General features: G+C 68.7%; 19 protein-coding genes. 5 read left to right on the forward strand and 14 right to left on the reverse strand.

Annotated elements, in window-relative coordinates:
• Window positions 1-101 precede the first annotated feature (101 nt).
• Entirely contained in the window at window positions 102-2,114 is a 2,013-nt protein-coding gene (gene pknB, locus ABZX85_RS43985) for a Stk1 family PASTA domain-containing Ser/Thr kinase (RefSeq protein WP_355882749.1), read from the forward strand.
• Window positions 2,115-2,243: 129 nt separating this feature from the next.
• Complete coding sequence (locus ABZX85_RS43990) at window positions 2,244-2,882, forward strand: restriction endonuclease (protein WP_355882752.1); 639 nt, start codon at window positions 2,244-2,246, stop codon at window positions 2,880-2,882.
• A gap of 79 nt (window positions 2,883-2,961) precedes the next feature.
• Here the strand turns inward: ABZX85_RS43990 and ABZX85_RS43995 are convergent, their stop codons facing one another.
• From ABZX85_RS43995 to ABZX85_RS44020, 6 genes are read right to left on the reverse strand one after another with little or no spacing between them, the layout of a single operon-like run.
• Window positions 2,962-3,696 (reverse strand): class E sortase, encoded by a 735-nt coding sequence (locus tag ABZX85_RS43995; protein ID WP_355882755.1) that lies wholly within the window; start codon window positions 3,694-3,696, stop codon window positions 2,962-2,964.
• Window positions 3,697-3,708: 12 nt separating this feature from the next.
• On the reverse strand, window positions 3,709-4,770 hold the full coding sequence (locus ABZX85_RS44000; RefSeq protein WP_355882758.1) for a class E sortase: 1,062 nt from the start codon (window positions 4,768-4,770) through the stop codon (window positions 3,709-3,711).
• Window positions 4,767-5,405 (reverse strand): aminodeoxychorismate/anthranilate synthase component II, encoded by a 639-nt coding sequence (locus tag ABZX85_RS44005; RefSeq protein WP_355882761.1) that lies wholly within the window; start codon window positions 5,403-5,405, stop codon window positions 4,767-4,769. Before ABZX85_RS44005 ends, ABZX85_RS44000 begins: the two co-directional genes overlap by 4 nt.
• Window positions 5,402-5,599 carry a hypothetical protein gene (locus ABZX85_RS44010; protein WP_355882764.1) on the reverse strand — a complete coding sequence of 66 codons (198 nt, stop codon included), beginning with the start codon at window positions 5,597-5,599 and terminating at the stop codon, window positions 5,402-5,404. The genes ABZX85_RS44005 and ABZX85_RS44010 overlap by 4 nt, the downstream gene beginning before the upstream one ends.
• Window positions 5,600-5,615: 16 nt before the next feature.
• Complete coding sequence (locus tag ABZX85_RS44015; RefSeq protein ID WP_355882766.1) at window positions 5,616-6,275, reverse strand: class E sortase; 660 nt, start codon at window positions 6,273-6,275, stop codon at window positions 5,616-5,618.
• A gap of 19 nt (window positions 6,276-6,294) precedes the next feature.
• Window positions 6,295-7,083, reverse strand: coding sequence for a DUF881 domain-containing protein (locus ABZX85_RS44020; RefSeq protein ID WP_355882769.1), 789 nt, complete (start codon window positions 7,081-7,083; stop codon window positions 6,295-6,297).
• Window positions 7,084-7,176: 93 nt separating this feature from the next.
• On the opposite strand from ABZX85_RS44020, the gene crgA reads away from it, so the two are divergent.
• A complete protein-coding gene (gene crgA / locus ABZX85_RS44025; RefSeq protein WP_355882772.1) occupies window positions 7,177-7,431 on the forward strand; it encodes a cell division protein CrgA in 255 nt (84 codons plus the stop codon).
• 258 nt (window positions 7,432-7,689) lie between these two features.
• On the opposite strand, the gene ABZX85_RS44030 is transcribed toward crgA, so the two are convergent.
• Window positions 7,690-8,586, reverse strand: coding sequence for a rhomboid family intramembrane serine protease (locus tag ABZX85_RS44030; protein WP_355882775.1), 897 nt, complete (start codon window positions 8,584-8,586; stop codon window positions 7,690-7,692).
• Between the two features lie 120 nt (window positions 8,587-8,706).
• Window positions 8,707-9,225, reverse strand: a complete 519-nt coding sequence (locus ABZX85_RS44035; RefSeq protein WP_355882778.1) for a peptidylprolyl isomerase — start codon at window positions 9,223-9,225, stop codon at window positions 8,707-8,709.
• A gap of 211 nt (window positions 9,226-9,436) precedes the next feature.
• Between ABZX85_RS44035 and ABZX85_RS44040 the strand changes: the two genes are divergently transcribed.
• A complete protein-coding gene (locus ABZX85_RS44040) occupies window positions 9,437-10,150 on the forward strand; it encodes a DUF5324 family protein (RefSeq protein ID WP_355882781.1) in 714 nt (237 codons plus the stop codon).
• A 64-nt stretch (window positions 10,151-10,214) separates the two neighbouring features.
• Here the strand turns inward: ABZX85_RS44040 and ABZX85_RS44045 are convergent, their stop codons facing one another.
• Complete coding sequence (locus tag ABZX85_RS44045) at window positions 10,215-10,454, reverse strand: hypothetical protein (RefSeq protein ID WP_355882783.1); 240 nt, start codon at window positions 10,452-10,454, stop codon at window positions 10,215-10,217.
• Window positions 10,451-10,795 (reverse strand): hypothetical protein, encoded by a 345-nt coding sequence (locus tag ABZX85_RS44050; protein ID WP_355882786.1) that lies wholly within the window; start codon window positions 10,793-10,795, stop codon window positions 10,451-10,453. Before ABZX85_RS44050 ends, ABZX85_RS44045 begins: the two co-directional genes overlap by 4 nt.
• A 176-nt stretch (window positions 10,796-10,971) precedes the next feature.
• On the opposite strand from ABZX85_RS44050, the gene ABZX85_RS44055 reads away from it, so the two are divergent.
• Window positions 10,972-11,226, forward strand: coding sequence for a winged helix-turn-helix domain-containing protein (locus ABZX85_RS44055; protein WP_355882789.1), 255 nt, complete (start codon window positions 10,972-10,974; stop codon window positions 11,224-11,226).
• On the opposite strand, the gene ABZX85_RS44060 is transcribed toward ABZX85_RS44055, so the two are convergent.
• The 4 genes from ABZX85_RS44060 to ABZX85_RS44075 all read right to left on the reverse strand — a co-directional run bounded on the left by ABZX85_RS44060 (window position 11,223) and on the right by ABZX85_RS44075 (window position 13,401).
• Complete coding sequence (locus ABZX85_RS44060; RefSeq protein ID WP_355882791.1) at window positions 11,223-12,167, reverse strand: hypothetical protein; 945 nt, start codon at window positions 12,165-12,167, stop codon at window positions 11,223-11,225. The two genes, ABZX85_RS44055 and ABZX85_RS44060, sit on opposite strands and share 4 nt — an antisense overlap.
• Window positions 12,168-12,208: 41 nt before the next feature.
• Complete coding sequence (locus ABZX85_RS44065) at window positions 12,209-12,667, reverse strand: NUDIX domain-containing protein (protein WP_355882794.1); 459 nt, start codon at window positions 12,665-12,667, stop codon at window positions 12,209-12,211.
• A gap of 73 nt (window positions 12,668-12,740) precedes the next feature.
• Window positions 12,741-12,947, reverse strand: coding sequence for a hypothetical protein (locus ABZX85_RS44070; RefSeq protein WP_355882797.1), 207 nt, complete (start codon window positions 12,945-12,947; stop codon window positions 12,741-12,743).
• Complete coding sequence (locus ABZX85_RS44075) at window positions 12,931-13,401, reverse strand: ATP-binding protein (protein WP_355882799.1); 471 nt, start codon at window positions 13,399-13,401, stop codon at window positions 12,931-12,933. The genes ABZX85_RS44070 and ABZX85_RS44075 overlap by 17 nt, the downstream gene beginning before the upstream one ends.
• Window positions 13,402-13,454 lie beyond the last annotated feature (53 nt).

The following is a 13,454-nucleotide window of genomic DNA, read 5'->3' on the forward strand; positions in this document are numbered from 1 at the left end:
GCCAGGTGAGACAGAGCGAGCCGGGTAGCGTATCCCCGGACGGCAGCCGCCGACCGGGCGTGATGCCGGTCGGGACCGACGGAGAGGGCTGGTAAAGAGCTATGGAAGAGCCGCGTCGCCTAGGCGGCCGGTACGAGCTGGGCCAGGTGCTCGGACGTGGTGGCATGGCGGAGGTCTACCTCGCCCATGACACCCGCCTTGGCCGCACCGTGGCGGTGAAGACGCTGCGCGTGGACCTCGCGCGCGACCCTTCCTTCCAGGCCAGGTTCCGCCGGGAGGCCCAGTCGGCCGCCTCGCTCAACCATCCCGCGATCGTGGCGGTCTACGACACGGGTGAGGACTACCTCGACGGGGTCTCGATCCCGTACATCGTCATGGAGTACGTCGACGGCTCCACCCTCCGCGAACTCCTGCACTCCGGGCGCAAGCTGCTGCCCGAGCGCTCGATGGAGATGACCGTCGGCATCCTCCAGGGCCTGGAGTACGCGCACCGCAGCGGCATCGTCCACCGCGACATCAAGCCGGCGAACGTCATGCTGACGCGCACCGGCCAGGTCAAGGTCATGGACTTCGGCATCGCCCGCGCGATGGGCGACTCCGGGATGACGATGACGCAGACCTCCGCGGTCATCGGCACGGCCCAGTACCTCTCGCCGGAGCAGGCGAAGGGCGAGCAGGTCGACGCGCGCTCGGACCTCTACTCGACCGGCTGCCTGCTCTACGAGCTGCTGACCGTACGGCCGCCGTTCGTCGGCGACTCCCCCGTGGCCGTCGCCTACCAGCACGTCCGCGAGGAGCCGCAGCCGCCGTCCGTCTTCGATCCGGAGATCACTCCGGAGATGGACGCGATCGTCCTCAAGGCGCTCGTCAAGGACCCCAACTACCGCTACCAGTCGGCGGACCAGATGCGCGCCGACATCGAGGCGTGCCTCGACGGCCAGCCGGTCCAGGCGACCGCCGCGTTCGGGGCGGTCGGGTACGGCGGCTACGGCGACGACCAGGCGACGACCGCGCTGCGCTCCGACGCGGGCGCCACCACCATGCTGCCGCCGATGTCCCCCGACGACGGCGGCTTCGGCTACGACGACCGGCCCGCGCGGCGGCGTCAGCAGAAGAAGTCGAACACCTCGACGATCGTGCTGGCGCTGGCCGCCGTGCTCGTCCTGGTGGGGGCCGTGCTCATCGGCTGGTACGTCACCAGCGGGGGCGGGGGCGTCGGCAACACCAAGACGACCGTGCCGTCGTTCGTGGACCAGACCGAGGCGCAGGCGCGGCAGCAGGCGACCAACGGCGATCTTCAGGTGTCCATCGAGAAGAAGACCTGCGAGAACACCGAGACGGGGAAGGTGTGTTCGCAGGACCCGGCAGCGGGCGCGAGCGTCGACAAGCAGACGACGATCAAGCTGGTCGTCTCCACCGGGGCGCCGAAGGTGGCCGTGCCGAGTGTCCTGGGCAAGGACGTGGACGACGCCACGCAGATCCTTGAGGACGACCAGTACGGGTTCACCGTCAAGACCAAGACGCAGATCTCCACGGAGGCGGAGGGCAAGGTCCTGGAGCAGGACCCGCAGCTCGGGGCCGAGGTAGAGAAGGGGTCGACCATCACCCTCACCGTCGCCAAGGCGGCGGAGAAGGAGACGGTTCCCGATGTGTCCGGGCTGAGCTGTGACGACGCGAAGTCGCGGATCGAGCAGAACAACCTGAAGGCCGGGAGCTGCTCCGACGTCGACACGCAGGACCAGAACCAGGTCGGCAAGGTCGTCTCGACCGATCCCAGCATCGGTCAGCAGGTCGACAAGGGCACGACGATCAACATCAAGGTCGGGCGCAGTACCCAGACCCAGGTGCCGTCGAACCTCGTCGGGCTGACGCTGAAGGAGGCCAAGCAGGCGCTCCAGAACGTGGGGCTCCAGGTCGGCAACATCCAGGGGTCCCAGGACGACAACGCCCGGGTGTTCGGGTCCAACCCGAGCCCTGGGGAGACCGTGCAGGCCGGTTCGACCGTGAACCTCGGGGCCGCCGACACCGGGAACAACAACGGTGGCAACAACAACGGCGGGAGCGGGTTCTTCAGCGGGGGGCTCACCGGGACGTCGTTCCGCGAGGACGACTGAGGTTCGTCACTGCCTGAAGCCCCGGCCCTCTCCTTTCCGGAGAGGGCCGGGGCTTTTTTGTGGGTGGGTGGGTGCGTGTGCGTTCGTATGTCGATCGTGTCTTCGTACTCGTTCACTCGTTTGCAGGACATGATCAACGAAACCGTGCTGCTGGAGTCCAAGTCGCTGCGTGAGAGCGTGGTGGAGCGGACGGAGGTGCTGGAGCGGGTGAAGGTGCTGTCGTTGCTGCCGGATGGGGTGCATGTGACGACGGCGATGGTGGCGGAGTACTTCGGGGTTCGTGTCAAGGCCATCCGCTCCCTGGTGATCGACCACAGGGCAGAGCTGGAGGCCAGCGGCTATCGAGTCCTGGCAGGTACAGAACTGAGCGCCTTCAAGGCGCTCAGTGGGATCGAGTCACGCACAGCCTCCCTCGCTCTCTACTCCCGCCGAGCCGTCCTCAACGTCGCCATGCTCCTCCGCGACAGCGAAACCGCACGTCAGGTGCGTATGTATCTCCTGGACATGGAGTACATGGTCCGCTCCCAGCCTGTGGATAACTCTGTCCACAGGCTCTCCCAGTCCATCGACGAGCTTGTGGACAACCGCATCGACGAGCGCATCGTCCACATCCTCGGCAAGACCGTCGTCCCCATGTTCAACGCCCTCATCGAGACGTCGGGAGAGCACCGCAAGGAGTTGGTGGCGCTGCGGGCGGACGTCCAGGGTGTCGAGAGGCGGCTCCGGCAGCACAAGGCGAGGCTGCGGCGGATGATGAGCGCGGTGTGAACGACTGAGTGACTTGAAGCAACTCAGTCAGCCGAGTTATCCACAGGGCACAGTGACTGACCTCCTTAAAGGAGGTCAGTCAGCTCAGTTCCTTCGGCGGCGTCCTCTTCGCGTCCACCTTCTCCGTCCGCACCAGCTCCCCCCAGACGACGTACCGGTACCGGCTCGTGTACACCGGCGTGCAGGTCGTCAGGGTGATGTAGTGGCCCGCCTTCTCCGTGCCCGATTCCTTGGGGATCTGGGAGAGGACCTTGACGTTGTACTTCGAGGTCTCGGGGAGGGTGGAGTAGACCTTGTAGATGAACCAGGTGTCGCGGGTCTCGAAGACGATCGGGTCGCCGTCCTTGAGCTTGTCGATGTTGTGGAACTTGGCGCCGTGGCCGTCGCGGTGGGCGGCGAGGGTGAAGTTGCCCTGTTTGCCGGAGGTCGGGAGGGTCGCCTGGACGGGGTCGGTGTAGTAACCGGCGACGCCTTCGTTCAACACGTCCGACGACGTCCCTTTCTCCACCAGGACCTCGCCGTTCTTCATGGCGGGGACGTGGAGGAAGCCGATGCCGTCCTTGGTGTCGAGGGCTCCGGGACCGACCGGCTTGGACCAGGTGTCGCGGACCTTGTCCCCCTGCTTCGCGGCCTCCCGGTCGGCGATGACGTTGGTCCACCACAGGGAGTACGCGACGAACAGCCCGAGGACGAGACCGGCGGTGATGAGGAGTTCCCCGAGGACGCTCACGGCGCTCGCGAGGCGTCCGCCCTTACGGCGGGGCGCGGGCGAACCGGCGTGCTGGGTGGTCGTCCCGTCGGTCGTCGCTGTCACGTCTCTCTGCCCCTACTCGACGAGCGCATCCGGCTTCCCCTTGCTGCGCGGCCGTTCCTCGACCATCTTGCCCCAGACGATCAACCTGTACTTACTGGTGAACTCCGGGGTACAGGTCGTCAGGGTGATGTAGCGACCGGGCTGGGTGAAGCCGGAACCGGGCGGAACGGCGTTGAGAACGCTGGTATTGCTGGGCGAGGTGACCGGCAGCATGGAGGCCATCTTGTAGACGAAGTACTCGTCCTGGGTCTCTACGACGATCGCGTCACCCGGCTGCAAACGGTTGATGTAGCGGAACGGTTCGCCATGGGTGTTGCGGTGCCCGGCGAGCCCGAAGTTCCCCGTCTTGGCGTCCGGCATCGGGGTGGCGAGGGCGCCCTCGCCGTAGTGCCCGACCATCCCCTTGTCGAGGACCTTCTTGTTGCTGACGCCCTCGGCGATGGGGACGACGACGTCGAGCTTGGGGATGTGGAGGAGGGCGAACCCCTGCCCCGCGGAGAACGTGCCGGGCGCCCCCTTCCCGCTGGCCCAGTCCTTCTGGAGCTGGTTGGCCTCGCTGCCGGCCTGCGCGTGGGCGCGGACGTTGGTCCACCAGAGCTGGTAGCCGACGAACAGGAGCATGAGGACGCCGGTGGTGATGAACACCTCGCCGAGCGCCCGGCTGGCGACGACGGCGGGGCCGGGCTTGCGCGCCTTGGCCTGGCGGCGGGCCTCGACACGGGACAGCGGGCGGGAACCGCCGCTCAGGGGACGTGACTCCTCCGCCGGTGCGGCGACGACACGCCCACGACGGCCCTTGGCTGCCTTTCTGCGGGCCGCGCGTCCGCCTGGCGGCACACCGAGGCCCGGGAGGACCGCCGTGCCCGCAGAAGCGGATATGGGCTCACCGCCGTAGGGCGGCTCGGGTATCCGCAGGGCGACGGTCTCCTCGTCGAGGGGAACGGCCGGGCCGGCGGCGTCGGGGAAACCCCCGGTTCCGGCGGGAGCGCCGTACCGCTCACCCCCGTACGGGCCCCCGGTGTCGTACGGAGCGGCTCCGTACGACTCCTCGCGCTCGGGGCGCAGGGCGGTCACGCGGTGGCCCTGCCCACGACCGGCGCGAGCCCGGTCGATCTCGCGACCGCGTCCCGGTCGCCGCATTCGACGAGCCAGTTGGCGAGCATCCGGTGGCCGTGCTCGGTGAGGACGGACTCGGGGTGGAACTGGACGCCCTCGACGGGGAGTTCCCGGTGGCGCAGGCCCATGATGATGCCGTCCTCGGTGCGCGCGGTGACCTCCAGCTCGGCCGGGACGGTCGTCGGCATCGCGGCGAGGGAGTGGTAGCGGGTCGCGGTGAACGGCGAGGGGAGGCCGGCGAAGACGCCCTTGCCCCCGTGCTCGACCAGCGACGTCTTGCCGTGCAGCAGCTCGGGCGCGCGGTCCACGACGCCGCCGTACGCGACCTGCATGGACTGCATGCCGAGGCACACGCCGAAGACGGGGACGCCGGTCGCGGCGCAGTGCCGGACCATCTCGATGCAGACGCCGGCCTCCTCGGGCGTACCCGGGCCGGGCGACAGGAGGACGCCGTCGAAGCCGTCCTGCGCGTGGGCCGTGGAGACCTCGTCGTTGCGCAGGACCTCGCACTCGGCGCCCAGCTGGTACAGGTACTGGACCAGGTTGAAGACGAAGCTGTCGTAGTTGTCGACGACGAGAATGCGCACGCTCACTGGTTGTCCACCGTCACATCGTTGAAGGGAAGCAGCGGTTCGGCCCACGGGAAGACGTACTGGAAGAGGACGTAGACGACAGCGAGGACCAGCACGATCGACACCAGTGCCTTGATCCACGCATTGCCTGGCAGATGCCGCCAGATCCAGCCGTACATGCCGTCCCTTCCGTCGTACCACGGCACCAGACTCACGCCGTACCGCACCAGACTAACGGCGCAGCGCCGGGGGCTTGCCTTCGTCCACAGGCGTCGTGGAGTCCAGGTGAGCCCAGACGACGAGCCGGTGGCTGTGGCCCCACTCCGGATCGCACGTGGTCAGCGTGAGATACCGGCCCGGTGCCGTGTACCCCGACTTACGTGGCACAGGGTCGATCACCTCAACGTCGGTGGGTACGGTTTTGTAGGGCCCTTTGTCGATCCGATACGTGAACCAGGTCGTCCCGTCGCTGAGCACGACGGCGTCGCCGCGCCGCAGCTCGGGGAAGTCCTTGAAGGGGTCGCCGTAGGTGCGGCGGTGCCCGGCGACGGCGAAGTTGCCGACGCCCCCGAGGACGGCCGTCCCGGCGTAGTGCCCGAGGCCCTTCTTGAGCGTCCCGACGGCGGTGCCCTCCAGGACCGGCTTGTTCCACGTGAAACCAAGGCGCGGGATGTACATGACGGCGAAGGACCGGCCGTTCTTGTACGAGGGTGGCGAGGCGACCGGCGCCGGGCTCTCCCATCTGTGCTCCAGCTGGGAGATCTGCGCGGCCATGTCGTGGTCGGCGCGGACGCCGGTCCAGTACAGGACGTAGACGACGAAGAGGACGATCACCGCGCCCGCGGTGATGCACAGCTCGCTGACCGTCCTGACGATCCCCCGTAACGCCACGGGACCCCCTGCGCGTGAGCTACTCCACGGGTTGTGCGTAGTGCAGATCCACTGTGCCCGAGTAGCCGGGCAGCGTCACCGTGCCGTCGTCGGTGACTTTCCAGCCGAGGCCGTAGACGTCGACGTACACCATGTAGTTCTGGATGGCCTTGGACGCGGCGAGGGCGTTCCTGAGCTTCTGGGGGTCGCCGACCGCCTGGATCTTGTAGGGGGGCGAGTAGACGCGGCCCTGGAGGATCAGGGTGTTGCCGACGCAGCGGACGGCGCTGGTGGAGATGAGGCGCTGGTCCATGACCTTGATGCCCTCGGCGCCGCCCTGCCAGAGCGCGTTGACGACGGCCTGGAGGTCCTGCTGGTGGATGACCAGGTAGTCGGGCTGGGGCTCGGGGTAGCCGGGGAGTTTGGCGGTGGCGTTCGGCGGGGCGTCGTTCAGGGTGACGGTGAGGGCCTTGCCCTTGATCTCCTCGGTGCCGGCGCTGTGCTCCAGGGCGGCGAGCCTGCGGTCCTCGGTGGTGGAGCGGCCGGAGTCGGCGCCGGCGAGTTCCTCGACCTCGCGGCGCAGGGCGGCGTTGGACTCGTCGAGCTGGCCGTTCTTGTGGCTGCGCTGCTGGATCAGGTCGGAGAGCCGCAGCAGGGAGGCGTCCGTACGGATGTCGGTGCCCTTGGCCGTGTCGAAGCTCGTGAAGAAGATCAGACCGGCGAGAGCGAAGACTCCGACCGTGAGAATCCTCATGGGACGGACACGAGTGGGACGACCGGGGGCGGAACCCGTTGAACCGTTACCGGGGGAGTCGGCAGAATTGCGCAACGTACCGTTATCTCCTTCGGCGCCGTGGAAGCACTACGCTAACCGACGCCCGGGGGAGCGCTCCGTGTCCCCTTGCCAGCAGGAGAGACCCTCGTGCCGAAGTCACGCATCCGTAAGAAGGCCGACTACACGCCGCCGTCGGCGAAGCAGGCGACCGCGATCAAGCTGAACAGCAGGGGCTGGGTGGCACCGGTCATGCTTGCGCTGTTCCTGATCGGGCTGGCCTGGATCGTCCTCTTCTACGTGACCGACGGGGACCTCCCCCTCGACGCGTTGGGCAACTGGAACATCGTCGTCGGCTTCGGGTTCATCGCGGCCGGGTTCGGCGTCTCCACCCAGTGGAAGTGACGGACCGCGGGTAGTTTTCCCCAGGGCTGTTCACGGAGTTATCCACAGGCCAGGGCTCGTTGTCCACACGGTGGGGAAAAAGAACGACGATCTGTGGATAACTCCCAGGACGTTGACGCCGGTACGACGAACCCACAACCCTTCGAAAACGCCTTCGCCCCCTGCCTGACCTGCGTAAACGCCGGTCGGTCACAGGGGGCGAACCCGTTCGTCCACAGGGTGCGCAGGACAGGCTACGGACTGTGGACAACTCTGTGCTCAAGTGAGCTGAGAGGTCCTCAAGAGGGTCACGATGACGACTGCCGCGAGCACCAGTGCACAGGTGCCGTACTGGACGAGGGTCCGCTTGTCGCGGGGCGCGTAGACCATCCCCGCGCCGATGACGACCCCGGCGACGAGACCGCCGACGTGGGCCTGCCAGGCGATGCCGCTCCAGCCGAACGTGATGACGAGGTTGATCACCAGGATCGCGATCATGGGCCGCATGTCGTAGCGCTGGCGGCGCATGAGGACGGCCATCGCGCCGAAGACGCCGAAGATCGCGCCGGAGGCGCCGAGGGACGCCTGGTTGGGCTCGGCGATGAGGTACGTGAGCGCGGAGCCGGCCAGCCCCGAGACGAAGTACAGCGCGAGGTAGCGGGCGCGGCCGAGGGCCGCCTCCAGGGGGCCGCCGATCCACCACAGGCTCAGCGCGTTGGAGAGGATGTGGATGACGCTGCCGTGCAGGAACATCGAGGTCAGCAGGCGGTACCACTGGCCCTCGGCGACGCCCTGCACCTCGTTCCAGCTGATCGCCGGGTTGATCGCGCGGCCGATCAGGTCGAACCGGTCGGTGAAGTCGTCCCCGAGCGTCTGCTGGGCGAGGAAGACGGCCGCGATGATCCCGAGGAGGATCTTCGTGACCAGCCGGGGGTCGTCGGTGATGGTGCCGCCCGCGATCGTGCGGGGCCGGTTCGCGTCGGGCGCGTGTCCCGTGCCCGAGCCGTTGCTCACGCACTCCGGGCACTGGAAGCCCACCGACGCGCTGACCATGCACTCCGGGCAGATCGGGCGCTCGCAGCGGGTGCAGCGCACGCCGGTCTCGCGGTCGGGGTGGCGGTAACACCCCGGCAGGCCGGGCGCCTCCTGGCGTCCGTCGCCTTGCGCCTGGTCCACTGGGCCCCCTAGCTCGTCGTACCTGGTAGCGGGTGGGTCGTACACAATGCTTTGCCCCGCTCCTCCTGTTTCACGGACGAGCGGGGCGAAAGGTTCCCCGGAAGGGTTCCGGGGCGGGGTTCAGCGCTTCTCGACGACGACGCTGTTGATGACGACGTCGGTGGCCGGGCGGTCGTTGCGGCCGGTCTGGACCTTGGCGATCGCGTCGACGACCTCGGCACCCTTGGTGACCTCACCGAAGATGGTGTGGCGGTTGTTCAGGTGCGGGGTGGGGCCGACGGTGATGAAGAACTGGGAGCCGTTGGTGCCCGGACCGGCGTTGGCCATCGCCAGCAGGTAGGGCTTGCCGAACTTCAGCTCGGGGTGGAACTCGTCGCCGAAGCGGTAGCCCGGACCACCGGTGCCGTTGCCCAGCGGGTCGCCGCCCTGGATCATGAAGCCGTCGATGACCCGGTGGAAGACGGTGCCGGCGTACAGGCTGTCGTTGCGCGACTGACCGGTCTTCGGGTCCGTCCACGTCTTCTCGCCCGTGGCGAGACCGACGAAGTTCTTGACCGTCTCGGGCGCGTGGTTCGGGAACAGCTCGATCTCGATGTCGCCGTGGTTGGTCTTCAGGGTGGCGTAGAGCTTCTCGGCCACTGGGGGCGCCTTTCGTCGACTGCCTTCTTTAACTCCCCGATCCTCCCACGCCCGTCCTCCTGCGCGAGTGCCGGTTCCGTGGCATCGTCGGCGATGTGTGTCGATCGGCACCCGTATGCCCTTCCCCACATGCCCGGTCTCACCGGAACAGGCATGATCCCCAATTGGGTGGAAAGCCGATAGAACGTACGCCACCGAGGAGGAGGAACCCGTGACCCGCATCGAGAGCGTGCGCGCCGCGACCGGCTCGGCGAAGGACAGCGTGCTGCACGCCGCGGAAGTGGTGGCGCCCTACGCCGACACCGCGAGGGAGAGGGCGGCGCACTACGCGCAGGAGGCCCGGGTACGGCTCGCGCCCAAGGTGTCCCTGGCCGCCGAGCAGGCCCGTGTGCAGTACGACGCCCATCTCGCCCCGCGGCTCGAACAGGCCAGGACCCATGTCCCGCCGAAGGTCGACCTCGCGGCCCACGAGGCGGCGCTCCGCACCCGGATCGCCGCGCGCCAGGCCGCCGAGTACTCCCGTCAGGCCGCCGACTACTCACGTCCCCGCATCGAACAGGCGGTAGCGGCGGCCGGACCTGCCCGCGACGAAGCCGCCTCCCGAGGCGCCGCCGCCCTCGCCGCCCTCCGCGGCCAGGTGACCCCGGCCCAGATCGACCGCCTGGTCCGCGCGAACCGCCGCCGGGCCCGCGCGGGGCGTGCCGTGAAGGGCCTCGCCGTCCTCGGCATCCTCACCGGCGGCGCCTACGCAGCCTGGCGCTGGTGGGACCGCCAGGCCAACCCCGACTGGCTGGTCGAACCCCCCGCCGCGACCGAGGTCCCCGCCCCCGGCCCCCTCAAGTCCGTCGACGGCACGGGCCTCGATCCCGAGGTCCAGGCGAAGGAGGCGGAGGAGGCGGAGGCTCGGCGGAAGAAACACGGCTGAGCGGGCATCGCGTGGGGCTGTGGGGCGGGCGACATGACCAAGTCGCTCGCCCCACGGCCATGTTTCACGTGAAACAGGACTGTGTGTCCTCGGATGCCGGGGACTGGTTGTCGACCGGGTCGTAGGAGGTGGGGCCTACGCCGACGGTGAGGATGCAGTCGGGGCAGGCGTAAAGGGTGATGCCGGGGCCGCTGGTGTGGTGGATGTCGCGGCATGCGACGGCCGCGCCTGTTCGGCGTTCGCAGCGGCAGCAGGGGGCGGTGAAGAGGGTGAGGGGTGGGGAGGTCAGCGCGTCGCGGTTCATGCGCTCGCCGCCTGCGTTGCGTGGAACGCGTCGGGGCCGAAGGGGGCGCCGTCGTAGGTGTACGGGTGGTCGATGCCGAGGGCGGCCAGGGCGGCAGCTTGACGGCGTTCCCTCTGGAGGCGGAGTTCCCTCTCGGTCTCCGCTTCGGCCTGTCGGCGGAAGAGTGCGGCGGCTTCCTCTTTGGTGGGGCTGGTCCAGGGGCGGGACCAAGGGCTCACGGGGACGGGGCCGAGGGCGGCGGGCTGGGCGGTGAGGTACGTGGACGAGTGGCGGCCGGGACGGCGACGAGGGGTGAAGGCAAGGAGGGCCCAGGTGAGGGCGCGGGCGATAGCATCGCGCATACGTCAGTCAGCTCCTAACAAGCTGTCTTGGCGAGCCCCAGGTGGACCGCGTAGGACCGGTTCACCCGGGGCGTTTTCGTGCCTGACGCTAACCCAACCGGTATAGGTCGGTCTAGGCATGTTTAATTTTGGCTAGCTTGTGTGCGCGGGATGGTGAGTTGTCTACGCTTCTGTTCATGGCAGCGCGTGAGATCGACCCCCGGGCCCCGGAGCCCCCGTACCGGCAGATCGCTGCCGACCTGGCCGCGGAGATCAAGAGCGGCGAGCTCGCGCCGGGGCGTCCGCTGCCGTCCGAGAAGGAGCTGACGGAGCGGTACGGGGTCGCGCGGAACACAGCGCGGTCGGCTCTGACGGTTCTGCGGGACCAGGGGCTCATCTACACCGTGCCGAGCCGGGGGTCGTACGTGGTCGAGTCCGCGGACGGCGTCTAGCTCTCGCCTCGGGGCCGATCCGGTGCGAAGTACGTGCCTGACAGGAAGATGCCGGGGAACGTGCCCGGTCCGTGCCGGGCGTCGAGCCAGGTGCTCAGGCGCTGTACGTCGCCGCTGATCATCGCGCGCAGCAGGTGACCGTGCAGTTCCTCTTCCTCCCCTGGCCCGAACTCCGTGAGGAACCGGGCGTACTTGAGGTTCACCCCGGCCTCGTACCGGTGCAGCGCATCGGCGTACCGGGCCTCGTCGTCGGTGTCGGGAGCGGTGGCCGCGTCCTCGGGGGTCAGTGTTCCCGTGCTGTCGCGGAACGCGAGCCGACCGATCGGGTCGGCGTGTTCGCGCAGGCCAGCGCGTTCGACGGTCTCGCGGGTGATGCGGCGGGCTTCCCTGTCGCAGGCGCCTTCCATCACCACGCCGATGTTGCGTGTCCCGGAGATGCCCCGAGGATCTGCCGCCGAGTACGAACTCCCGCTCACTCGACGGAAGTTGATGCCGTATTGCGTACGTGTCGGCCTGCCGCCGACGTCCACGTACCGGCGGCGGGAGCCGTAGTGGAGGCAGTCGTGGGCATACGCGCGGAGGAGGTCGAGGAGGGCGAGTTCCGGATGCTGTGGACCGGCGGTCCCCAGGGGGCCGTACATGGTGATGACCGACGCCATCTGGAGGTGGCGGTAACCCTGTTCGGGGTGGTGGAAGCCGCCGAAGGCACTCGGCGATGCCGACTCAGCCCCCGTCAACACCCGCGACAGCGGAAGGAGTTGGGAGAGGCCCAGTTCGGCGTACCGGTGACGGACGGCCTCGTGCCCGCTGTCGAACACGTCCGTGGCGACACCCGACGTCCGCCAGTGGGCGAGGCGTTCGGGTGCCGGACGGAAGACGAGGTTCGGGTGTCGGATCGTCAGGGCCGACAGGTCGGCGCGCAGCGCGAGCAGTGCGGTCACGGCCTTCGCCCCGGTGACCCCCTCGTTGGGGGCCAGCAGGTTCAGGACGGATCGGTGTTCTTGATGAGCTGCCGGTGGGAGTCCTGCATCCCCTCCGGCAGCGAGTCCGGGTCGAACCACTGAGCCTCCAGGATCTCGAACGTGTCGATCTTCAACGGGTCGTCGCCGGTGCAGAGGGCTTCGTACGCCACTTCCACCCGGAGCCTGTAGCCGCTCGTCACGGTCAGCAGGCGGCCCGGTACGACGTCCAGGCCGGTTTCCTCCTTCACCTCCCGGGCCACGGTCAGCGGGAACTCCTCGCCCTTGACCGCGTAGCCGGTGGGCAGGCCCCACGGGCGTTCCGGGGGCCACATCCGGTGCTTGAGCAGGAGCACTTGGCCCGCCTCGTTCCGGACGACGCCCGTGACGCCGACCATGAACTTGGCGTGGGCGAACCAGAGAATCCGCCACTGCAAGGGGCCTCGGAAGAGCCGCCACAGACGGGCGACGAGTCGCTTCACGGGGTGCCTTTCGCTCGGGGTCGCGGGTACGCCGGCCGCGCACTCACGGTGATCGGCCCAACTCTGACAGTCGTCACGGTGTTTCGCCGGGGTGTGCCTGCCGCTGGTGACGGCGCATCAGGACGTTGACGTCCGTCTCCTTGCTGTAGTCGTGCGCGGCGCGCGCGGATCTGCGCCGGTCGACGAACTCGGCGCACCCGGAGCAGCCGACGACCGGGGTGGGCGGGGTCATTCCGAACAGCGCCTCCAGGGCGGGCTGTTCGTCACGCTCGGGGGTCATGGCCGTCGGCTCCTTCGTGGTCGTCGTGGATCTCGGCCCACACCTCCTTGGCCCAGAGCCGCCCGCGCGAGCCGTGCAGGTCGTATCCCCAGCGGGCGGCGACCGCCTCGACGAGGAGCAGGCCGCGGCCGGACTCGTCATCGTCGTCAGCCCGGCCGGGGACGGGCAGGCGGGAAGGCGCGCGGTCCACGATTCCCACCCGGACCCGGGTCGGGGCCAGCCGTCTGACGACGAGGCGGATCTCGGGGCAGGAGGTGTGCCGGGTGGCGTTCGCGATCAGTTCCGTGACGGTCAGTTCGGCGCGGTCGGCTATGCGGTCGAGGCCCCAGACGGCGAGGACCTGCCGGACGAGCTTGCGGCCCGCCTCCGCCGTGGCCGGCTCGCAGGGGAAGCTCTGGCTGTAGGCGGGGGAGCCGACGGAGGCGGTCTGAACTGACGTACTGAGACTCGTCATTGCGGTGAGCCTTCGGGTTGTCGCGGTGCGTGACGAACAGACAACTCCCCTTC

Origin of the sequence: Streptomyces sp. NPDC004539 (assembly GCF_040610055.1) — a bacterium.
Classification (GTDB): domain Bacteria; phylum Actinomycetota; class Actinomycetes; order Streptomycetales; family Streptomycetaceae; genus Streptomyces.